The organism is Lysinibacillus zambalensis (assembly GCF_040183165.1).
GTDB lineage: Bacteria > Bacillota > Bacilli > Bacillales_A > Planococcaceae > Lysinibacillus > Lysinibacillus zambalensis.
This window is the reverse complement of record NZ_JBEGDG010000022.1, coordinates 45,578-68,748: the sequence shown is the minus strand read 5'-3', so window position 1 is coordinate 68,748 and position 23,171 is coordinate 45,578. Positions and strand designations below refer to the sequence as shown.

20 protein-coding genes and 1 pseudogene are annotated in these 23,171 nt (G+C 37.1%); 12 read left to right on the top strand and 9 right to left on the bottom strand.

All coding sequences use genetic code 11. The features are described 5' to 3' along the window. Positions 1-116: 116 nt before the first annotated feature. Both ABNX05_RS21440 and ABNX05_RS21435 read right to left on the bottom strand, forming a co-directional pair. Entirely contained in the window at positions 117-671 is a 555-nt protein-coding gene (locus ABNX05_RS21440; RefSeq protein WP_349661576.1) for an NADPH-dependent FMN reductase, read from the bottom strand. Positions 672-1,695: 1,024 nt separating this feature from the next. Then, complete coding sequence (locus tag ABNX05_RS21435) at positions 1,696-2,541, bottom strand: NAD(P)H-binding protein (protein ID WP_349661575.1); 846 nt, start codon at positions 2,539-2,541, stop codon at positions 1,696-1,698. A 270-nt stretch (positions 2,542-2,811) separates the two neighbouring features. Between ABNX05_RS21435 and ABNX05_RS21430 the strand changes: the two genes are divergently transcribed. From ABNX05_RS21430 to ABNX05_RS21420, 3 genes are all read left to right on the top strand, one after another. Then, on the top strand, positions 2,812-3,858 hold the full coding sequence (locus ABNX05_RS21430; RefSeq protein WP_349661574.1) for a PseG/SpsG family protein: 1,047 nt from the start codon (positions 2,812-2,814) through the stop codon (positions 3,856-3,858). 177 nt (positions 3,859-4,035) lie between these two features. Further along, complete coding sequence (locus ABNX05_RS21425) at positions 4,036-4,221, top strand: SE1832 family protein (RefSeq protein WP_285397488.1); 186 nt, start codon at positions 4,036-4,038, stop codon at positions 4,219-4,221. Positions 4,222-4,275: 54 nt separating this feature from the next. Continuing rightward, the gene (locus ABNX05_RS21420) at positions 4,276-5,841 is read left to right on the top strand and encodes an ABC-F family ATP-binding cassette domain-containing protein (protein WP_349661573.1); all 1,566 of its coding nucleotides are present in this window, start codon (positions 4,276-4,278) and stop codon (positions 5,839-5,841) included. 96 nt (positions 5,842-5,937) lie between these two features. Here ABNX05_RS21420 and ABNX05_RS21415 read toward each other — a convergent pair whose 3' ends face one another. Both ABNX05_RS21415 and ABNX05_RS21410 read right to left on the bottom strand, forming a co-directional pair. Beyond that, positions 5,938-6,702 carry a hypothetical protein gene (locus ABNX05_RS21415; RefSeq protein ID WP_349661572.1) on the bottom strand — a complete coding sequence of 255 codons (765 nt, stop codon included), beginning with the start codon at positions 6,700-6,702 and terminating at the stop codon, positions 5,938-5,940. Then, positions 6,695-7,203, bottom strand: a pseudogene (locus ABNX05_RS21410) (sigma-70 family RNA polymerase sigma factor). Before ABNX05_RS21410 ends, ABNX05_RS21415 begins: the two are co-directional and overlap by 8 nt. A 539-nt stretch (positions 7,204-7,742) precedes the next feature. Between ABNX05_RS21410 and spx the strand changes: the two are divergent. Continuing rightward, entirely contained in the window at positions 7,743-8,147 is a 405-nt protein-coding gene (spx, locus tag ABNX05_RS21405) for a transcriptional regulator Spx (protein WP_079563727.1), read from the top strand. A gap of 23 nt (positions 8,148-8,170) precedes the next feature. Further along, entirely contained in the window at positions 8,171-8,614 is a 444-nt protein-coding gene (locus tag ABNX05_RS21400; protein ID WP_349661571.1) for a MarR family winged helix-turn-helix transcriptional regulator, read from the top strand. Between the two features lie 198 nt (positions 8,615-8,812). Here ABNX05_RS21400 and ABNX05_RS21395 read toward each other — a convergent pair whose 3' ends face one another. Together ABNX05_RS21395 and ABNX05_RS21390 are read right to left on the bottom strand one after the other, a co-directional pair. After that, positions 8,813-10,219, bottom strand: a complete 1,407-nt coding sequence (locus ABNX05_RS21395; protein ID WP_349661570.1) for an amidohydrolase — start codon at positions 10,217-10,219, stop codon at positions 8,813-8,815. Further along, complete coding sequence (locus tag ABNX05_RS21390) at positions 10,216-11,448, bottom strand: MFS transporter (protein WP_349661569.1); 1,233 nt, start codon at positions 11,446-11,448, stop codon at positions 10,216-10,218. The genes ABNX05_RS21395 and ABNX05_RS21390 overlap by 4 nt, the downstream gene beginning before the upstream one ends. A 130-nt stretch (positions 11,449-11,578) precedes the next feature. Between ABNX05_RS21390 and ABNX05_RS21385 the strand changes: the two genes are divergently transcribed. Continuing rightward, on the top strand, positions 11,579-13,522 hold the full coding sequence (locus ABNX05_RS21385; protein ID WP_349661568.1) for a helix-turn-helix domain-containing protein: 1,944 nt from the start codon (positions 11,579-11,581) through the stop codon (positions 13,520-13,522). Between the two features lie 138 nt (positions 13,523-13,660). Here ABNX05_RS21385 and ABNX05_RS21380 read toward each other — a convergent pair whose 3' ends face one another. Beyond that, entirely contained in the window at positions 13,661-14,209 is a 549-nt protein-coding gene (locus tag ABNX05_RS21380; RefSeq protein ID WP_349661567.1) for an RNA polymerase sigma factor, read from the bottom strand. Between the two features lie 342 nt (positions 14,210-14,551). On the opposite strand from ABNX05_RS21380, the gene ABNX05_RS21375 reads away from it, so the two are divergent. Next, positions 14,552-14,806 carry a hypothetical protein gene (locus tag ABNX05_RS21375; protein WP_349661566.1) on the top strand — a complete coding sequence of 85 codons (255 nt, stop codon included), beginning with the start codon at positions 14,552-14,554 and terminating at the stop codon, positions 14,804-14,806. 7 nt (positions 14,807-14,813) lie between these two features. Here ABNX05_RS21375 and ABNX05_RS21370 read toward each other — a convergent pair whose 3' ends face one another. Continuing rightward, positions 14,814-15,929, bottom strand: coding sequence for a LuxR C-terminal-related transcriptional regulator (locus tag ABNX05_RS21370; RefSeq protein WP_349661565.1), 1,116 nt, complete (start codon positions 15,927-15,929; stop codon positions 14,814-14,816). Between the two features lie 154 nt (positions 15,930-16,083). Between ABNX05_RS21370 and ABNX05_RS21365 the strand changes: the two genes are divergently transcribed. The 4 genes from ABNX05_RS21365 (at position 16,084) to ABNX05_RS21350 (ending at position 19,710) form a co-directional block, all read left to right on the top strand. After that, the gene (locus tag ABNX05_RS21365) at positions 16,084-16,827 is read left to right on the top strand and encodes an SDR family NAD(P)-dependent oxidoreductase (RefSeq protein ID WP_349661564.1); all 744 of its coding nucleotides are present in this window, start codon (positions 16,084-16,086) and stop codon (positions 16,825-16,827) included. 278 nt (positions 16,828-17,105) lie between these two features. Beyond that, on the top strand, positions 17,106-17,975 hold the full coding sequence (locus ABNX05_RS21360; RefSeq protein ID WP_349661563.1) for a DMT family transporter: 870 nt from the start codon (positions 17,106-17,108) through the stop codon (positions 17,973-17,975). A 272-nt stretch (positions 17,976-18,247) separates the two neighbouring features. Continuing rightward, positions 18,248-19,045: a MerR family transcriptional regulator gene (locus ABNX05_RS21355; RefSeq protein WP_349661562.1), complete on the top strand. Its 798-nt coding sequence runs from the start codon at positions 18,248-18,250 to the stop codon at positions 19,043-19,045. Between the two features lie 20 nt (positions 19,046-19,065). Next, positions 19,066-19,710, top strand: a complete 645-nt coding sequence (locus ABNX05_RS21350) for a methyltransferase family protein (RefSeq protein WP_349661561.1) — start codon at positions 19,066-19,068, stop codon at positions 19,708-19,710. 443 nt (positions 19,711-20,153) lie between these two features. Here ABNX05_RS21350 and ABNX05_RS21345 read toward each other — a convergent pair whose 3' ends face one another. After that, positions 20,154-21,497, bottom strand: coding sequence for an arsenic transporter (locus tag ABNX05_RS21345; RefSeq protein ID WP_349661560.1), 1,344 nt, complete (start codon positions 21,495-21,497; stop codon positions 20,154-20,156). A 767-nt stretch (positions 21,498-22,264) separates the two neighbouring features. Between ABNX05_RS21345 and ABNX05_RS21340 the strand changes: the two genes are divergently transcribed. Beyond that, a complete protein-coding gene (locus tag ABNX05_RS21340) occupies positions 22,265-22,939 on the top strand; it encodes a DUF2642 domain-containing protein (protein ID WP_349661559.1) in 675 nt (224 codons plus the stop codon). Positions 22,940-23,171 lie beyond the last annotated feature (232 nt).

The following is a 23,171-nucleotide window of genomic DNA, read 5'->3' as shown; positions in this document are numbered from 1 at the left end:
CATCCCTCCCTTCCGATTCACTAAAATTATATTTTATCACATCGCGAGAGGATACTTGAAAAGAAAAATCCCCTGCACAGTGATTTCCTTCCACCGCACAAGGGATAAATATCTTATTAATGTTGGTCGATCGGTTCTTTCGGCAATGTTTTGCTCATTTCACAATATTGCACAAAAACACGAGCCAATTCACGTAAGCGATTATGAACATCTTCGTCTACAATATTATTATCTGCATCAAAATGAGATGTGTGTGTATATACATAGTTCGGAGTCACAAGTGCACGGAAGTAGTCTAAAATTGGCTTTAACTGATTTTCTACTACTAAATGGTGTTGATATGTGCCACCATTGGCCACGATAGATACTGGCTTATAGCGCATTGTTTTTGGATGCAAGAAATCAAATGCATTTTTCAAAACGCCCGGAATAGATGCTTGGAAAATCGGTGTAGCGATAATATACGCATCCGCTTCCTCAAACTTTTGAATCATTTCCTTCATGTCATCATTTAACGGTGAACCATCTACAATTTGATGCTTATATTGACTAAAATGCATAATTTCTAATTCGAAACTAGCATCTAATTCTTTAATATAATGCTCCACTTGCTCTAAAATAGCACCAGTTTTACGACCAAACATCGTGCCATCAACGAGTAATATTTTCATTTTCTTTTTGCCTCCACATTCAACTTCTACAATGATATTGTAACAAATGAAAAGAGGCACGAAAAGAATTGTAGTAAATAAAACCGTAAATTCAGTCTTTAGGCGGAATGTGGTCTACACAAGAAATATCGCTTCAGAAAAAAGACATTGGTATGGCGATTACTTGTTATTAAAATAATATTTGGCCATAAAGTGGGGTTGATTTCCGTTCCGCCCATGCGCTTCGTTGTTGCTGTCGCTACTTGCGGGTATTTGCCTTGCTTTCGCGGGTATTCGCCTTGCTTCCGCGGGTATTCACGCTTCCGCGGGTATTCGCCTTGCTTCCGCGGGTATTCGCCTTGCTTCCGCGGGTATTCACGCTTCCGCGGGTATTCGCCTTGCTTCCGCGGGTGTTCGCTTCGCTTCCGCGGGTATTCGCCTTGCTTCCGCGGGTATTCACCCTGCTTCCGCGGGTATTCACCTTGCTTCCGCGGGTATTCGCCTCACTTCCGCGGGTATTCACCCTGCTTCCGCAGGTATTCACTCTGCTTCCGCGGGTATTCACCTTGCTTCCGCGGGTGTTCGCTTCGCTTCCGCGGGTATTCACCTTGCTTCCTCGGGTATTCACTCTGCTTCCGCGGGTATTCACCTTGCTTCCGCGGGTATTCGCCTCGCTTCCGCGGGTATTCACCTTGCTTCCGCGGGTATTCACCCTGCTTCCGCGGGTATTCACCTTGCTTCCGCGGGTATTCACCCTGCTTCCGCGGGTATCCACCTCACTTCCGCGGGTATCCACCTCACTTCCGCGGGTATCCACCTCACTTCCGCGGGTATTCACCCTGCTTCCGCGGGTATCCACCTCACTTCCGCGGGTATTCACCTCGCTTCCGCGGGTATTCACCTCGCTTCCGCGGGTATTCACCTCACTTCCGCGGGTATTCGCTTTGCGCTGATCCCTGAGTAGTCGCCCAGTCGTAACGAAGATCAGCTTTGTCTGCATTGAATACATTTTAAAAAATAATTCCCAATCTTTGATGATGAACCTTTATTTATCCCTACGATGTTGGAAATTTACCTCTTTATCTACAACTGTTTCCTCTATTTTATATTTATCTCGATTAATCACGACTTCTTGATTTACTTTATCTTCTTCATCGCTGATACTCGATAATTTGCGTTTCTTCCAATTAAATATATTTTCTCTTGAAACGTCCTCATTCTGCGTTTCGGGAAAATCTAACTGAGCCAACTCCTGTGATGGATAAATGGTAACCGGCTGTTTATTGCCGTACAGTGCAATAACGATCATCGCCTTCGCAACTTGGGAAGCTTCTATAGCTCTTGAACGTTTTAATGGTCCAACTAATAGTGGTTTTGCTAGCTTTAAAACCTTCTCTCCTGCCTTTTCACCTAAGCGAAACTCTTCTCTCTCTCCAACCAATAAAGATGGGCGAATAATAGAAAGTCTTTGTAAGCCTAGCTCCATAAGATCGTGTTCAAGCTTTCCTTTTACTCGATTATAGTAAAATGGAGATTTTTCATTTGCCCCCATTGCTGTAATGACTAGCATATGTGGGATTCCCCGTTTTTTGGCTAACGAGGCAATCGTTAGTGGATATTCAAAATCAACTTTTTCGAATTGCTCACGAGATCCTGCCTTTTTTATTGTTGTTCCTAAACAACAATAAAGCTCATTTGCAAGTTCGATATCTTTTTCCTCTAAAGTATCTAAATTACGAATTTTCACTTCTAGCTTTGGATGCGTAAATGCTGGCGCTCTTCGTGCAATCACCGTAACTGAAACATATTCATCATTTTCACATAATTGTTCTACAAGAGAGGTACCTGTTAATCCAGTAGCTCCTACAACAATCGCTGCGCGCATTCCCATTAGTTGTACCCCCTTCTAAGCTCATTTGCTCCAGAAACCATATTGCCGGAACAAAGCTTCTATTTTTGCTAATAAAACTGAAACAATCCTATATGTACTTTCTCGCAAACTCTACTTTATTTATCGGTCAAAAAAGGAGCTCTTACTCATTAAATTTGTAGAAGTTTGAAAAACTAATTAGAGCTATAATTTATCGAATCCTAATTTTTTACACATACTTGCCCAACATTCACCATAATTTAAATAGACGGATGAAAGGATGGGATACATTTGCAAAACGAAACTCAACCAATGGAACTAAATAAGACGATTGTCTTCATTATTGAAAGCTGTATTGATAAAGGGCTGTATCCTTTTGAACGGGTTGCAACGCTAGCAAAGCTACTTGCAAATGAACAAGTTTTCATATTTGTAAAGACCCCTTCAAATGATGGGATTCAAATTTTAATGAATGACAATCTCTCGCCAATTTTATTTGAACATTTCGATGAACTACCCAAGCAAATGAAAGGTATTCAGCCAGATTTAATTGTAAGAGATGGCCGTAACTCTGAAAGCTGGCAAGTACAAAATTTACGACCGTTCTGCAAATCAATCATCCATTTTGATGATTTAGGTGAGGGTGGTCAAGCCTGTGACTGTGTATTGCTAGCACTCTATCAAGAAGTTAAAGATTATTTACCCTCTCATTATATTGGTGGGAGCTTCAATTTTGCATTACCAGAAGCCTATCAAAATTTTGAGGATCGACCAGATAATAAAATACCCGAAAACCCACCTCATATCGTTGTTGCTTTTGAGGATGGGGACGAGCATAACTTAACCTACCGTACTCTTCGACACTTAACGCAGCTACAAATCCCACTACAAATTACAGTGATGATAGATGATAGCTATCGACATGCAACAGATGATTTGCAAATGATGGTACTTAGTCGTCGTAACACTGCCATTCTTCGTGATAAAAACGCACTCCTAAAACTATTACCAAAAGCAGATGTTATTATTTGTAATGCTAACTATACACCATATAAAATTGCCTCTTATGGTGTACCTTGTATTACACTTGCACAAACTGAGGCTGAACTATTACATGCCTTCCCTCGCGAACATAATGGCTTCATTCACCTTGGACTTGGTCGCAAAATGAAACAATCACAAATTCAAAACGCTGTCATGGAATTTTTATTACATGAGGCTCGAAGTGAACGGGCTGTTAAAAAACAACGACAGCTCAATCTTGCAAGTAACAATGAAGCACTACAGTCCTTACTTTTAGATTTCGCTTACGATCGACATAATATAGCTTCTACTTAGTGATTCTTTGAAGGTGGATATGATACAATATAGAAGAATTTCATCTTTAATTACAGAAGTGGATTCAAGCAACATAAGTACCCGATTGATAGTAACTAATAAGCGGTGGGGGATAAAAACCTCCATCGCTTTTACACGCATTCGTTATACAACTAAACACATAAAGGAGCAATTATCATGCCATCAAAAAGTGATATTGAATATCAAATTAAAGAGCTAAAAATGGATTATATGAATTTACAAGGCGACATTGAGAAGCTTGAATCTACAGGTCATAATGATCAAGTAGCAAAAGCAGAGCAACGCCTTGCAAATATGGAAGCAACGCTAGCAGAGTTAAATAAACAATTAGCAGAACTATAAAAATGATATTGGCGGTCATAAAAAAGCTTAGGCCGCTATCCCGGAGGAACATATATGGCAATATTAACAGTTGAAAATTTAGGTCATTCATTCGGTGACCGCACGCTTTTTAAAGATGTCTCTTTTCGTCTAGTTGAAGGTGATCATATTGGTCTAGTAGGTGCAAACGGTGTTGGTAAGTCAACATTAATGGGCATCATTACGGGTCAAGCAATCCACGATACTGGTAAAGTTGAATGGCTTCCAGGAACACATTACGGCTATTTAGATCAGCATACAGTACTGACAGCTGGCCGCACTATGCGTGATGCACTACGTGACGCCTTCCTTCCTTTATACAAAAAAGAAGAAGAGCTTAATGAAATTACAGGGAAAATGGCTGAAGCGACACCAGAAGAATTAGAAGAATTACTAGAGCAAATGGCTGAGGTGCAAGATGCTCTGGATGCAGGGGATTTCTATTCTCTTGATATGAAGATTGATGAGGTTGCACGTGGTCTTGGTCTTGATGCAATCGGCTTGGACCGTGATGTCGCTGCTCTTTCTGGTGGACAACGTACAAAGGTATTACTAGCTAAGCTATTACTTGAAAAACCAAAAGTATTATTACTAGATGAGCCGACAAACTATCTTGATGAAGAGCATATTACATGGTTGAAAAACTATTTAAAGAACTATCCACACGCTTTCTTATTAATTTCGCATGATACAGAGTTTATGAATGAAACGGTGGATGTTATTTTCCAACTAGAGTTTTCAAAATTAACTCGCTATACGGCGACATATGAAAAGTTTTTAGAGCTTGCTGAAATCAATAAACGTCAGCATATCGATGCTTATGAAAAACAACAGGAATTCATTAAAAAACAAGAAGATTTTATTGCGAAAAATAAAGCGCGCTACTCAACTACTGGTCGTGCAAAATCTCGCTCCAAGCAGCTTGACCGCTTAGAGCGTATCGACCGTCCTGAAACAGCTGTAAAGCCTGAATTCGGCTTTAAAGAGGCACGTTCTTCTGGTCGTTATGTAGTAGAGGCTGAAAACTTAGTCATTGGATACGACAAAGACAAGCCATTACTTCCTCCACTTACATTTGCTATTGAACGTGGGGAAAAAATTGCTCTAGTCGGTATGAATGGTGTCGGTAAATCAACATTATTAAAAACGATGTTAGGCAAAATAAATCCGCTAGATGGAAAAGTGATTCGTGGTGACTATCTTTACCCATCTTACTTCGAACAAGAAGTAAAAGCTGAAAAAATTACACCTATTGATGATGTGTGGAATGCCTTCCCTTCTATGGAGCAAGCACAAGTACGTGCAGCATTAGCACGCGCAGGACTAAAAACGGATCATATTACTCGCCCACTTAATTCTTTATCTGGTGGTGAGCAAGCAAAGGTACGTTTATGTAAGCTCATGATGGATGAAGCAAACTGGCTTTTATTTGACGAACCGACAAACCACTTGGATGTCGATGCAAAAGACGAACTAAAGCGTGCCATGAAAGAATTTAAAGGCACAATCGTATTAGTAAGCCATGAACCTGATTTCTATGAAGGTTTAGCGACAAAAGTTTGGAATGTCCAAGACTGGTTTACTTCAGGACAACAAAACTAAAAATAGTATTAATGAGGGCCGCTTCCGCTATGATTTTTTTGATCATTCGGAGCTGCCTTCTTTTTTTTTCTTGAAACTCATACTGGGCTTAGTGGATTATTTCACGTTGAATTTTAATAGAATATCTTTCTTCAGCCTTTCTTTGAACACTTTCTCATCTTTGTTTGTTGGAATGTCCTGTGCATCGCCGCCATCTAGGTTGAACTTACCATTGTTCATATTGATAATACTATAGCCGCCCATACCGTTGTTCTTCAGGAACATGATATAGCGTCTGCCTTGCTTCAGCTCGCGGTATCCATCTGTTGTAACTTTTGTTTGTTGTTTGTCAGCTTCCGTGATAATACCAACCGGTTCAATCACTTCCATTTGTGAGCCGATGTTTATTCCTTCAGGTTGCTTAATTATGCGCTCGATGTTTAGTTTTGTTAGCGTATAAAAGTCTTGAAGCGTGCCGTCTTCATACTTCGTCGATTGATGTACACGGTTAGTAAAGTCATCTATAGGGGATGCGACGAGAATAATATCTGCACCTTGGCTGAGCTCATCAGCCGTTTCATACCCAATATAATTAGCTTGAATATCAACCGTACGTATGCTGTCCGTTGCTGATTCAGTGACATCAACCGTATGTTGTTCAGAATCAGGTGTTGTATTATTTTGAACAACATCATTATTAACTAAAGATAATATTCCAATAGATACAAGTAAACTAGCAGCTACAACGACACCTTTCACATTTTTGCTTTTTCTACTTCTTTGCCTTTCATTCTTCGCTTTTAAAATGCCCATTTCACTCCTCTTATGAAGTTCTTTTGGGATATCAATTTTTTCAACCTCTTGTTTTATTTTATTACTCATTCATACGATCTCCTTCAAAGTATTTATTTCTAAGTTTCTTTATAGCTCTATATAAAACCGATTTTGCGGTTCCTAACGGCATATCTAACAACTCGGCAATTTCTTTAAAGGTATGATTTTGATAAAACCTTAAAAGTACGACACTCTTTTCATCCACCTCCAAACCATCTATCAAGTCTTGTAATGATAAAGAAAGAGGAATATCTTCTTCTTCGGTTTCAATGAACTCCTCGTATTCTGGTCTTATTAAAACCACCTTACTATTTTTTTAATTAAATTGATTGCACTGTTCATCGTAATTTTCATCAGCCAGGTTTTAAAATATTCTGGGTTGTTCAATGTATCTATCTTTTTAAATGATTGATATGCTACTTCTTGAACGACGTCTAAAGCATCTTCTTTGTTTTTGACATATACATAAGCCACTCGATAAATTTCTACCTCATATTGCTGAAAAAGCGTTAAAAAGGCTTCGTCATTCCCTTTTTGAGCTTTTTTCACTAATCGTATAATTGTAGTTTCCCCTCTCTTCTTTTTTCCTACCCTTTATAGACAATCGAAAGTTTAAATTGGCTTAAGCTTTTTTGATTTTTTTATAAAGTAACCTGAATAGACTTACTAGTTATCCGAGCTGTTACCTACATGAACATTCCGCCCCCTACCCAAAGAACAAAAAAAATTATTTATTTATGCATAAAAACCTGCATCCAATCATAAAAATAATGAGTGGATAAACAATATATCTATTATCTATAAATCAGACTATTTCTCTCTCTATTAAAACTGCTCTCTTCATTCTATGAGCATCTATTGTTAAGGCTTAGCAAAACTTACATCATTGTAAGCTTAATTCGCGAAACTTTTCGCTCTTTTGTGCGTATATTTTAGTGTAATAAAAAAAATGTTATTTCTAGTTAAATTTTTAAAAATAAATATTGATTTATATATAGCTTACTAGTAAGATATATGTATAACCTATTTAACTTACTAATAAGATATATATTAAATATAATCCTAAAAAAGAAAGCGGGGAATGAAGAATGACAGTTACAATTTACACACAAGCGAGCTGTTCTTCATCCAGAAAAGCATTAAAATGGTTAAAAGATCACAACATCGAATATAAAGAAAAACGTATTACATCACATCCACTAACACTTGCTGAATTTAAAGAGATTTTAAGCATGACAGAAGATGGAACAGATGAAATTATTGCTACTAACTCAAATGATTTTAAAAATTTAAATATTGATATTGATCAGCTCTCTATCCAAGAGTTGTTTGCCATCATCCAAGCTCATCCAAGAATGTTACGAAGCCCAATCTTAATTGATGAAAAACGTATTCAAGTTGGGTACAATGAGATGGACATTCGCCGTTTTATTCCACGCAAAGTCCGTGCCTATGAGTTAAACGCGATGACAAGATTAGCACAAGAAAGTTAAAACAGTTTTGGAGTTGACCTTATATGGATCAAGAAAAACAAATAGCCATTACCTCTTTGTTTGAAGTAGTATCTTCCATTGAGCGTAAGTGGGCAAACGAGTGGAATAATCATAATGTACTCGGCTTTTCAAAATCCCATATTTTAATTTTAGACTACTTATCGCAGGAGGGACCAAAGCGCCCTTCTGCCATTGCTGATCGGTTAAAAGTGACAACAGGTGGTGTCACTGTTTTAACAACTAAGCTCATTAATGCTGGCTTTATTGAAAAAACACAGCATGCAACAGATCGACGAGCTTCTCAATTGAAAATTACAGCTGATGGCGAAGATATTTTAGAAGAGTCCCGTCAGCAAGTTAACGAACTTATACAAAATATGTTTGGTATGCTGTCAGCTGAGGAAGTCCAAACATTACGTAATATTTTTTCGAAATTACTCAACGCTGAAACTAATCGATATGAGTAAACACTTCATTTTCACACCGTAAAAAGTTAGACGAGCATCTAACTTTTTACGGTGTTTTTCTGTTAGCTCAATTTTTTAGTAACCTCCCCTTCCCCTTTCGTTTGTACATCATTAAAAGGGTGAAGATTTCTCCTCACCCTAAAGCTTTATCTCATTTATGCCTCGGCATAATTACATCCGGAATCCGCATTCATCTCACTAAACTAGATTTGGCGCTTTCACTTCTTCTGGAATACCGCATTCATACTGTTTCCCAGCTTTTAAATTCTCAAATTCCCCCTTCGCTTTTTTAATTACATCAGGATTTAGTAAGGAATCCAGCGCAGCTCCTGCCATTGCTTTTGCCGCATAATGCATTCCTTTCATGCCGAGTGAAGATCCAAAAGCAGCGGTTGCTTGCCAAGTATGCACTTGGACCCCATATGGAGCACAAGTTGTCAATACCTGACCAAGGGGCGCAATCCACGAAACGTCCCCTAAATCGCTAGAACCTTGCATGGATTGGCGAAAAGTTTGTGGCAAATGAAATACTTGCTCCACCAATACCTCCTTACTTATTTCATTTGGTACAAATGATTGCTGGGCGGTACCTGCAAGAACAGAAGGATCTAATGAAGCCTGTAGCTCCTTTGCAAAAGTAAGCTCGGCCTCTGTAAAGGATAATGGCGATAGCTCGTTCCATTGCGCCAACATTTGCTCATTTAATGTGAGGTTCGGTAATGTATCATAACACCCTGCCTTCAGCTCCCAATGTACTTCTGTTTCTGTCATCATCGCTGCCCCTTTCGCCACCTTAATGAGTCTGCGTTCTAAATCTTTGACAGCATCACGATTTGCTCCGCGTAGGTAATAATAGACACTCGCTTTATCTGGAACAATATTTGGTGCTAAGCCACCATTTGTAATTTGATAATGAATTCGAGATCCGTCTGGTACATGCTCGCGTAAATAATTGGCTCCGATATTCGTGATTTCAACAGCATCAAGCGCACTTCTCCCTAAATGCGGCGCACTAGCAGCATGTGCTGTCCGACCTGAAAAATAAAATTCAATAGCAGTGAGTGCTTGCATAGAAAAGTTCGCTGTCACGTTGAACGTCCATGGATGCCACGTATAGACAACATCTAAGTCATCAAAAACACCAGCACGTGCCATATACGATTTTCCAGATAACAATTCCTCCGCAGGACAACCATAATAGCGGATCGTTCCCTGTATATTATGGAGCGTCATCAATTCTTTTAAGGCAACTACAGCTTCTACCCCAGCCGTTCCTAATAAATTGTGGCCGCAGCCATGCCCAGCTGCCCCCTCCTCCACTGGAGAATATGACGAACTGACTTGCTGCGATAACCCTGGAAGTGCATCAAACTCTCCTAAAAATCCGATGATTGGACTCCCTGAACCCCACTGTGCATAAAAGGCAGTTTGTACATCGCCAATCGGCGTAACAATTTCAAACCCTTCTTTTTTTAGAGCTTCTTGTTGCAGCGAAGACGCAAATATCTCTTCATAGCCTAACTGAGGATTTTCCCAAATTTGCTTTGCCATATGACTAAACGTTTCTTCATTTTCTTGCATCCACTCAAATAGTTGTTGTTTCACAGTTCGTATCCCTCCACAGATTTTATAGTTGTTTGTTGCTGATGGTTAACTGGTAAAGTAATAGCGATTACAGCCGCAATGACACACATAATGGCTAAAAATATAAACGATGTTTTAAAGGAACCACCCGATGCATTAATTAAATACCCCATAATTGTTGGCGAAATAATCCCCGCTGCTTGTCCACCAAAATTGACGAGGCCAAAAGCTGTCCCAACATTTTGCTGATTGACAACACGATGTGGCGTTGTAAATATGAAAGAGGCCATAAAAGCTACAAATATAAAGGCGATTGACTGATACGTAATAGCTATTGCTGCAGAGCCGGCTGTAGCCATGAGATATAAACAAACAGCCAGCACGGCCGCTCCGAAAATTACGCCATATTTCGAACGCCCTCCTAACTTTGAGATGATACGCCCACTTACAATCATACCAACCATTCCAAAAATCGCTGGTATGGCCGCGATGAAGCCGACATTTTTCAAATCAAGACCATGCACTTTCATTAAATAGGTTGGCATCCAGGTATTTAAGCCCCAGTTTGCAATATTCATAAAGAAGAAAATAAGAAGTACACGCATTAAATACGTATTTTTTAATACTTTGCCAAAAGAGCCCTTCTCTTCTTTTTCCTTTCGCTCCTCTGACGTAAATGTTTGTGCATGTTTAGTACTCCATAAAAGAGCGATTACAAAAATAAGACCTAGACCCGAAATTAAGAAAAATACATTGCGCCAATCCATTGCCAATAATAGCGGTGCACAAATAATAGGAGCGACGGCACCACCGATCATATTGGATGACATCATCGTCGTTTGAGCATTTGTACGTTGTTCTTTATGAAAATAAATAGAAATTGCTTTTGTACTTGCGGCAGGATATCCGCCTTCTCCAATACCAAATAAAAATCGAATGAAGAGCAATGAAGTGAGTGACCAAGCTAACCCTGTAAACGCTGTGAAAATGGACCAAAAAATAACGGCACCAATTAATAATTTCTTCGTTCCATACTTATCCGTTAACCATCCTCCAGGAATTTGCATAGCAGCATAGCCAAAGAAGAAGGCACTTAAAACAAATCCTAGTTCCGTAGCTGTTAAAGATAGGTCATTTCCAATATTGATTAAAGCTAGGCTAATAGCAGTTCTATCAATGTATGAAACCATCCATCCAAAGAATAAAACGCCTAAAATCAAATGACTGCGGTTTTTTAGTTCGACATTCATACCTCCACCCCCTCAATAATTATCTAAATATTAAGAAAAATAAAGGACGAAATCATTAGAATATCTTACAATGTTTATAAAGTTTCATTAGAATAAATTCCGAAATGAAAGGAAAGGAGTCGAAATAACAGTGTTTCTAGAGAAGCATACAGAACTTATATTGAACGACGACAATTGTAGCTTTTATATTTATGGTGCAACAAAGGAATGGTCTTTATTTTATGGGCGACCTTGTGAAATACAACCTAATTTAAAAGGAGTACATTGGAATAAAAAACAGCAACGCTTCAGTGCAATGTTATACATACCGGAGCCAAATGAGTGCATTGTCCAAGGTATTATCTTTGGAGACTTTACAGATTATGATGAGAAATTTTTAGTTTGGCAGCTAGAAAAGACCTTTTATCAGAAAACCCTTATACGGCAACGCGAGCAAAAGTTAGCTATTATACAGCTCATGGGCGCTATGAACTCAACGTTGAAAATAAAAACGCTATTACAAACGATTATGGATTTTGCCATTTTAGCAATTCCAGTCATTGACCGTGGATTTTTAATGTTATTCAATCCTGAAATGGAGCGTTTATATACGGTAGCTAGTGCGGGTGTAACAGAGCGTATTTTTGATTACGCTCCTCAATTAGGCGAGGGAATGGCAGGCTATACATTCCAAACAGGTGTATCGGGCATTTACAACTACCAAGAAACATTAGAGATTATGAGCAACGTCACAAAGCTTAATCTAGACGCATTAATGGAAGCTGCACATTTGGGAAGAATCGAGAATAATACATCGATGGCTGTTCCGATTACCTTTCATGAAAGAAAGCTTGGTATTATGATTGTCCATCAATATACGAATAAACGTGCTTTTCAACAAAGTGATTTAAGACTCCTAGAAAGCTTCGCATCGCAGGCTGCCGTTGCTATAAGAAATGCGGAAGCTTATGAAGAAATAGAACGGTTAAATGCTTACTTTATAAAGCAACACGACATTCATCAAATCTTTCTTAAACTTTCCCTGCAAAATGTGCAAGAACTAAAAATCATTCAAACAACGAAGGAATTATTACAATTAGACGTTCAATATGTAAATTTAGCAGATCGTAAAACATTTTTACAGCTAGCAGAAATGAACAAGCTCTCAGCCATTAAAAAGGACCAATTAATTGATATCGGCTATGTCTTCCCTATTGGAAATGAAAAAGAAACATTCGGTTATTTAATTATTCAACAATTGGAGAAATTAACGAGTCAGCAACGTATGATTATTGAAAATGCGGCGATGAGCTTAACGTTAAAATCATTACAAATACAGGCAGCTGGACAAACGATTTTTAAAGAACGTTTTGAGCTTTTCCAACAACTTATTTCTGGACGCGCCCCCCTCGTTGATTCTCGTTATGATGAATTAGGACTTGATATTAAGAAACCAACATTCGTCGTGAAATTTAAGCTAAAACAATTTTCCCACAAAAATAGTATGCAATTTATTCAACATGTGCAGCAGTATTTCAAAGATCAACATTTTATATTTACAAAACGCGAAACGGTCGTTTGGACACTACAAGGAGATACAGCCTTTCGCCAAAAAATAAAACAACAATTAACGCAGGCCATCATTAGTTGGGTCCAGTTTTATCATCAACAGGTGGCAATAGGCATTGGAGATGTACATGATCACTTACTAATGGTCGCTCAAAGTGCAGAAGAAAGTAAACAAGCACTCCGACAAGCTCTGCGCCACACACAAAAAGAAGAGGCAGTAACCATTTTCGGTTATGAGGATTTAGGTATTAATCGACTGTTCAGCAAGCAAAGCGAAGAAGAGCTTGGACAATTTGTCCATGATATACTCGCTCCGTTATACAAGCTAAAGGATGAAACTTTACTGACAACACTTCGTTGTTACACTCATCAAGATCGTTCCATTTCGAAAACGGCTTCCACCTTACACATTCACCAAAATACGCTATATCATCGACTCGAAAAAATCGAGCAATTGTTAAATCGAGATCTACACAACCCAGCACATTATTTAGAAATTCATTTAGCCTTGCATTTAAGTGAGTGACTTTAATTTCTTCCATCAATCAAAATCCCCATCAAAAAAAGATGCATCGCAAAGTAATTTTGCAATGCATCTTTTTTGGGATTGGCCGAACGAATACTTCCGTCTAAGTAATACTGCTAGTGCGACCAATGCATTTCATCATGCTGGTAGCACTGACTCTACGATAGCTACATCGGCCATTAGCATTTCTTTCAAACGAGCTTTCGCACGGAATAAACGAGATTTCACAGTACCAATGGAAACTTTCATAATTGTAGAGATTTCAGCAAGTGAATATTGGTCTATGTAGAAATACCATAAAGTTTTACGATAGATTCCATCTAGTTCGCCCATTTTATCTTGTACTAATTGAGTAACAATATCTTTTTCTATTTTTTCTTCAGTTGAAATGTCATTATTGGGAACCAAATCTAATATCGGTACGTCTAATGTTTCAGGTTGGTTCATCATGTATTTACTACGTCGTGTTGTTTTACGATAGCGATCTCTAAATGTATTCATTGTAATTGTTGTAAGCCAAGCTTTAATATGCTCCACCTCGGCAACGCTATTCTCATAGCGTACAACCTTTACCCATACTTCTTGCATTAAATCTTCAGCTTCTACAGTATTGCGAGTAAGTTTTAAACATAAGTGGTATATGTAACGATTAAATTCCTCATATACGCCTTCTAATTTTTCATTCATTTTGTATTCCTCCGCTTCTTGTTCTTGCTTCTATATACATTCTCGCAAAATAATGTATTACACTCTATCGTATTGGCTTTCAATTACATTACAATCATGTAAGCTTAAATCCTTTCACTTGTAATATTCGTAAATAATGTTTTATTACAATACTTAATTTGCGGAGGAAAGCTACATAGCGCGCTCCTTCTACTTTGTTTTTATTGCACCCCTAAAAACATTTCCTTATATTCTCTAACAAACTGGTACCCCTAATTTAGGATCATCACCAAAACGTGTGGTTGATTTCCGTTCCGACTGGGCGCTTTCCTGGGGGCGTCCGATGAGCCGCTTGGGCCCAACATGAAGTTGGTTACGAAGGCGTTATCACAGGACGTGATGCTCTTAGCCTTCGTTCCCCTTTTTGCTCGCTCCAGGGTCTCGGGTCAACACGATGTTGGTCACGAAGGCGTTATCACAGGATGTGATGATTTTAGCCTTCGTTCCTCTATTGCTAATCCAAAAGGAGTCGCCCAGCCTCCACTCCAATCAACTTATTTACAAAGTAGACGTTTTAAAAAAAATCATCCACAAATTTTGGTGATGAACCTTAAATAATTCAGAGTTAATTCAACAACCCTAATCGAAAGGCGGAAGCGACAACCTGTGTGCGATTTTTTGCTTTTAGCTTAGTCATTAAGCTACTTACATAATCTCTTACTGTGTGCTCGCTTAAAAACAGTAGGCTTCCTATTTTTTTATTGTCATACCCTTCCGCTAATAAGCCCAAAATCATAGATTCCCTTTCCGTTAAGTGAAACTCAGAGGTTTTCTTTTCACCTTTTCTTGATAAAAATAACCCTAAGCGTTTCCCAACTTGTTCAAGTAACTGTAATTCATCTTTCGTGCAATCAAATTCTTCTCCTAGCTGATCAAATGTAAGCCACCCAAACAATTGATCTTCATGAATAATCGGTATAAAGATAACCGAGGACAAATTAAATAAGTTGATATGCTCTTCTTTTACATAATTTTTAGGATCTTTTAAATAAATTGGTTTCTTTGAGCTAAAGACTAAATCTTGTTCAGTCAACTGCCCCTTCATACTCTGTACTTTTGAAAGCTCCGCTCCAATAACTCCGTAAAATTGATTTGACCATGGAACATATGCATAAAAGACACATCTTTTATAGTGAAAATATTCTTCACATTTTTTTAATATATAGGCTAAATCTTGATAACCGGAACAACGAATCAATAACTTATTTAATCGATCTAACAATAGGAGGTTTTTCAGTTCCGAACTTTCTTGTGATTCAGAATGTGTCTTATCCTTTTTCTCACATGTGTTATAACATTGAACAAGAGAAGTGAAAATCGATAGTAAAAACATGACTATTGCGTTCATTCGGCTATGCTTCTGTTGCATCATAAAGGTAATCAAGGACTTCTCAAACATTAATTGAAACAGGTTAAAGCTTTTCATATCTATAGTGGATAATTGTGACTGAAGCCACGTATCTAAATAACTTTCATATTCTTCATTTATTTCTTCAATATCAATATGAGTTAACAGGAGAATAAACGAATCCAACAGCATCATAGTCCTTTTTCGATCTGACTCAGAAATAGAAGGTTCTAGATTAAGATAGATATTTATATTTTCTTCTATCTGTTTGCTATAGATTTTAATGAACAAGACGAATTCTTGAAATGTAACTTCTTCATATAATTTAGTCATATAAATCCTGCTCCTTCACAATCTATTACCCTATAAATGGACGATATATACACAATATTATACAGCATCTTATAGGATAGTATTTTAGAGTGAAACGAGTATGATGGAAGTATCACTATATATACCAACATTAAAATAAAAGGCGGGATTAAATATGAAACTAAAAGATAAAGTAGCAATCGTAACAGGTGGCGCAAGTGGCATTGGTGAAGCGACTGTTCGCCTATTTGTTGAAGAAGGAGCAAAAGTGGTCATTGCTGATTTCTCGGATCGTGGACAAAGCATCTCAGAAGAATTAAATAGTAATGGATATGATACTCTTTTCGTCAAAACAGACGTAACTAAAGAAGAAGACATCCAAAACATGATTAATGAAACGGTCAATAAATACGGTAAGCTAAATATTATGTATGCAAACGCTGGTATAGCTGATGATGCTCCAGCACATGAATTATCCTACGAAAAATGGAAAAGAACGATTGATATTAATTTGTCAGGTGTATTTCTTTCTGATAAATATGCCATTGAACAGTTTCTTAAACAAGGTACAGGCGGTGTTATCGTTAACGCTGGTTCCATTCATAGTTTTGTTTCCTTGCCAGCACCAACAGCCTACTCCTCTGCAAAAGGTGGCGTAAAACTGTTAACACAAAATTTATGTACTGCTTATGCAAAAGAAGGCATTCGTGTTAATGCAGTATGTCCGGGTTACATTGACACTCCCCTACTCTCTGAAGTAGATGCTCAAAAGAAAGAATATTTAGCTTCACTTCATCCACAAGGCAGACTTGGTAAACCAGAGGAAATTGCAAAAGCTGTGCTATTTTTAGCTAGCGATGATGCAAGCTTTGTCAATGGTACTACCCTTCTCGTTGATGGCGGCTATACAGCTCAATAATCCACCTTATTTATCAAAGCGACAAGCAAAATTACATATAGTGAAATTGATTTAACATGGTCTGAATTCGGTAATTTACTGGATACAGACCATTTTTTTCTAATCATATTCTAAAAAATGTTATATGATAAATGAAATACTATAAAAAGGAGCTGGCTATATGATGATCTTCTCACCATTATTTGAACACGATGTACCTGAAGTGATTCTCCCTTAACGGAGAATCATCATTTCTCCGTTAAGGACAAGCATTGTCTACAGATAACGGAGGGGAAAACATGAAAAAAACCTTATTAGGTTCCTTATATTTATCACTTGCTGCTAGTATTTGGGGCGGCATGTATGTAGTAGTTAAAGTAGTTGTCGATACTATACCACCTTTAGAATTAGTATGGCTGCGCTATATGATTGCCATCATCGCTTTGTTCATCATTGGCACAATGACAAAACAATCATGGCGAATTGACAAACGGGACTGGCTGTTAATCTTTATGATTGGGCTCATCGGAAATACAATTTCTATCGTTGCTCAAGAAATAGGTACTATGCTGTCTACTGCTCAAATGGGCGCCATCATTACAGCAACGACACCGGCATTTATGGTTGTATTTGCGAGATTCATTTTAAAAGAAAAAATCACGTTAAAAAAAGCTGTTTCTATTATTCTAGCGACATTCGGCGTCTACATGATCGTAGGCAGTGCACATATCGATTCCTCCCACCAATTAGGTGGGGTTGCTCTACTAATTGCTGCCCTCACCTGGTCATTAATGTCCGTTCTTATTAAACGGGTACCGGAGCAGTATTCACCAATCGTTGTCACAAGCTACGGAACACTTGTCGCTATCATTGTTTTAACACCTTTAGCCATTCCGCGATTAATACATTTAGACTTTCACGCTATGGCAGAACCATCCATCTGGGGTGGTCTACTCTACTTAGGCGTTATCTCTACAGCGTGCGGCTTCTTACTGTGGAATCGCGGATTACAGATGCTCAATGCCGCAAGTGGCGGTCTATTTTTCTTCTTTCAACCAATCGTCGGCACCTTCCTAGGATGGCTATTACTAGGCGAACAAATCGGCGTATCCTTTTGGGTTGGCACTGTATTAATCTTTAGTGGCGTACTATTGGTTATTCGCGAATAAGCATATGAAAAGCTGAATGATATTTCTCATTCAGCTTTTTATTAGAATTTATTTTCTTAATGAGTTCAGTTCAAACGATTGGGCGACTTCTTCGTGCCAAACATACTTTGGCTCGCTGCGCTTTCGAACATAAAACATCTATTGCCCCAAGCACCCATGTTATGTAACCCCTACTTCTATCCAATACCTCGTATACCATAAAAAAAATTTAGCTACATTGATTGACCCTCCCCTTACAGGAAGCATTATATTTAGAACAGGAGGTGATTGTAATGCTTACAATTGGTGAGTTTTCAAAGATATCACATCTCACATTGAAGACTCTTCGCTACTATGATGAAATTGGACTTTTAAAACCTGCTTTCATAGACGCTAAAAACAACTATCGCTATTATAATATTTCTCAATTAGAAACAGCTTTATTGATTGCACGCTTAAAAGGCTATTTATTTTCGTTGGAAGAAATTAAGGATATTTTAGCTAATTGGGAGGATACCGAACTTCTTAACTCTAAAATGAAAGCCAAACAAGAAAATCTGACACAACAGATTACATTTTATTCTTCGTTATCAAAAAAGTTAAAGCATGATATTCAGCTATTAGAAGAAAGGGCAAATATTATGGGTTATTTAGATCAGATTGAGGTTAGACTTGTTGATCACTTAGCCTACCATATAATATCTCAACGTAAACAAATAAATACCGCTGATTTTCTAATACACTTTAATGAGTTGTTTAGTAAAATTTCGTTTGAAAATTTATCACCTATTGCCAAACCACTTGCTATTTTCCATAGTTCAGAATATGAACCTGAAAATTATGATGTAGAAATTGCGATTCCCCTTGCAATGGCCACAAATAAAACAAAAGTGTTTAAACCCGGTCTTTGCGCAATGGCTACGCTTATTGGCTCTTACGATGAGTTACCTTCGATTCATACAAAGCTGCATGTTTGGATTGATGAAAGTAACTATAAACTGAACGGTGCTCCGTTTGAAGTTTATCAAACGGACCCCTATAGCACACCTGAGGAGAATAATATTACAGAGGTATACTTCCCCATTAAATAAAAAATGAAGGAGCGTCCTAAATGTATGGTATTAACAAGTCAACGATAAAAGAAAAAATTTTGATTTTAGTTGCTGAGATTATCTATTTAATCATTGCCTATTATTTACTTTTCATTACATATGACAAATCAGGCATTTCACTTGGGCTTTTTATTGCCTTAATTATTACAGCTTTACGATTAACAGCTATGATGTTTATATGGTTGCCTAGGGGTATTGCATGGCAAGAAGCCATCATGAATAGTCTAGCTTTCGGGATTTATTATTTAGGTTTCCCCATTTTAATGATTACTAGTAATCAGGATCCAAACTTAACAGTACTTATTGTAGGCTGGATATTATTTTTAGGGGGCAGTATGTTAAACACGGTTTCAGAGTTACTTAGAAAACCGTTTAAAGACAATCCTGTAAACAAAGGTAAACTATATACAGGCGGTTTATTTAAATATGCGATTCATATCAATTATCTCGGAGATTGCCTTTGGGTACTAGGCTTAGCGCTAATCTCTAACAATATGTATAGTTTGCTTATCCCTCTAGGTTTATTTTTAGTATTTATTTTTGGCTATATTCCAAAATCTGATGATTACCTTCAAAACAAGTACGGAGAACAATTTACATTCTATAAACAGACAACTAAAAAACTAATCCCTTTCATTTGGTAAGTAGTAAGAGGATCATCTATTTATAGGTGATCTTTTTTAACTTCTTTCAACATGTTTTCTGATCCATAAAAGAAAAAGCCTTCCTCCTGCTAAGAGTAGGCTTGAATACTAGAATAAAATAGTAGTCTCTTTACATTTCCTCCCTCCAACTACTGTTACAGGTTAAACTCAAGATCAGTTTAAAAAAGTTAACAAAGGTGTAGAGAGTCTACAAAAATTGTAGACTCTCATTTTTAATACTCAGCACCTAATGTATGATTCAAAGTCACCTTTTTACCACAATTGCAAAAGCTTAAAAAACCGATTCTAAAGTGCCGTTGGTTTACAAATCAAAGTGGTTATTTATCCCAACTATTTGGTTGCTAACAAATAAATTGTAATCGTGTTATAACAATTTTCTTTGGATAATCATATATTTAATCTAGGTTTGCTTTTCCACCGTGTTAATAAAAGAGCCATGTTACCCAATAGTATAAAATGACTAATGTAAAGATGACTGTAGGAGGAATCACGATGATAGTAACTTTAATGTATTCCCACCATGTGATTTTTACCTTACCGTTCCTTACGATGTGCATCCACATTAGTGTTGCAAGGGTACCCATAGGAAGTAACAGTGCACCTATGTCACTTCCAATAATGTTTGCTAAATAAGCGACTTTCAAGGAAATAGGGTCAAGCCCCATATTGGTTAACGTAATAGTTCCTACCATAAGCGCTGGATGGTTATTGAAGATATTGGAAAGCACTGAAAGTAATCCGCCCATTAAGACACTCGTATTGAGTAGGTTTTCCGAAACCAATGGACGCATAAATTGAATTAACCATTCCGTTAAGCCAATATTATTGAGACCATAGATGATGACGTACATACCAAATGCAAAAACGATAATATACCAAGGTGTTTTTTTCAACATATCACCTGGTGGTATTTTTAAATAAGCCCATCTCCATCCTAAAAGAACGAGAGATCCAATTACCGCCACAACAGAAACTGGAATTCCTAAAAACGAGGCAAGGAACAGACTTATCCGAACGCCAAATACAAATAGAAGTACGTTTAGCATAAACCTAGTACGCTTTTTCTTCGAATCTCCTAGAGCAGTTTGTTTAAGTGGATGATAAGAAGGCAGTGACATCCCTGTTACATTTGTCGGAACAGTTTTAGGTATGTTTTTTTTGAAATATAAAAACAGTAATCCAGCAAGTAGTAATAAACCCATTGTTGCAGGAACAAACATCATTGCTGTATGTGAATACAAACTCATATCGACAATTTTTAATGCAATTAAATTTACGATGTTACTTACCCCGATTGGAGCACTGGATGCTGTTGCAATTAAACCTCCAGAAAGTAAATATGGAATCTTTTGATGATTTTCTAATCCCATATTGTTTAATAACATAATTAGAATTGGTATTGCGATTAAAATACTACCATCATTATTCACGAAGAGTGTCATGAGAAAGCATAAGAGATTGACATACCAGAATAATCGAATGCCAGATCCATTTGCTTTCTCAGCAAGCAGCTCTGCAACCCAGTTAAAGAACCCGAAGCTTTCTAATACAATCGCCATAACAATTGTAGCTATAATGGTAATCGCAGCATCACTGATAGTTTGTATAATCGTGAAAAGGTCTGTCATGGTCACACTACCGCAAAGTATTACTATAATCGCACCTACCAATGCAGGAATAGCCTCATTCATATTTCTAGGTCTCCAAAAAATGAAACCAAGAGTAACTAAAAAGGTCAGTATCGTTATTATTTCGAATGTTTGCATAGTATTTTCACCTTCATGCAGTATTATTTAATTCTGAAAATAACTTGTTATTAAAATAATAGGCCCTTACCTCTCATTCATTAGGTTAGCGATGCTGTCATAGTATAAATATGTAAAAAGTTAAAACTCCTTTAGTTTTACACCTATTTTCTCTAATATTTATAGTAAATTACTCAAATATTAAAATAGTATTCTGTAAAGAATAGACAAGATTTACTGTTGTGGTGTTGAAGGCGAATATAAAAAAATTATGAGTTCAAGCAAGATCTGATCTCATGCCACGTATTTTCAAAAAAACTTTGGTTAAAGAGATTGCTACAATAGTAGTTAGTTTCCTAATTTCAACCGAGCAAAATAGTTCATTTTAAACGATCAGAGATGTTTATCCGAATAGGATGAACGCTTTTTTTATTGATAAAGAAACTATAAAGTAGTTGACCTATAGGAGTGATGCGCTTTAGCACCGTAAAGCCATTAAAAAATTCGGACATAAAAGCAATTTCAAATGAATAAGTTGAGATGATTGGTTTGTTGCGATTATGGTTTTGGAATTAGAACCGTTACTTTTACAAGTTACAAGTCTCGCACATGTAATTAGAGGAGATACCAGGTGCATTATCGACACCTGTTTGTTCCCTAGCGACACTAATGTCGATGTTCATTTTCAATAACACGGGAAATTAATTAAATTAGCTTAATGATTAATTTAATTAGTTAGGATTTGTGGATATTTTAGTACTTGAAAAGAAAGGGAGGTAAATTTGATTATGTTGCAAAATCTAAATAAAGAAATCGTTGTAATTGAACTCTCGGGACGAAAGATATTAAAAGGTTCAGTGATTGATTCGAGTAGTGACATTATGGTGATTTATAATGGAAATATGTTTGTCTATATACCAATAGACCATATTCAAACTTTAGAAATAGATTATGACAATGAAGATAATGTTCAACAACCTTCAGAAAGACCGACATTTAATTCTCAAGTGTCTAATAAAGACCTAACTCTTACAAATATACTTTCACAAGCAAAAGGAATACATGTGGAGATTTCTGTAACAAAAAACCTAGCGCTACATGGGGTTATAACGTCTGTTATGAATGACTATTTTGTATTTGAGTCTCCCATTTACAAAACAATGTTCATTTTAACAAAACATTTAAAGTGGCTCGTACCATACTCTAAGGATCAGCTTCCTTACGGACTAAGTGAAAATGAATTTTTAAGTCTATCAGCTATTAAGAATCAGTCCCTAAACAATACATTTGAGTCTCAAATTAACCAACTTAGAAATCAACTTGTTGTATTAAATCTTGGAAAAGATTTTTCCCATATAGGTAGAGTAATAAACGTAAATGATCAAATTATTGAGATACAAAATGGAAAATCGAGTTCAACTTATTTTAACCTTTCACATATTCAAACTGTTCATCAAGTATAAGATGTATCTATTCAGAAAAGGAGGTTTTTCTAAGTCCCCTTTTCTGATTATTTTTTGTTAAAACGCCCCCTACTATGCAATGTAAACCACAATTAAGACTTGATTATGAGTAGAGAAATTGTTTTTAGTTTCCTTTTATCGAAGTAACTGGGGCGTTGATTTAGGAAAGATTGAAACTATTTGTTGAAGTTTTTGCACTAATCGGCTTTGTGCTTAGGTCTATAGATATTCT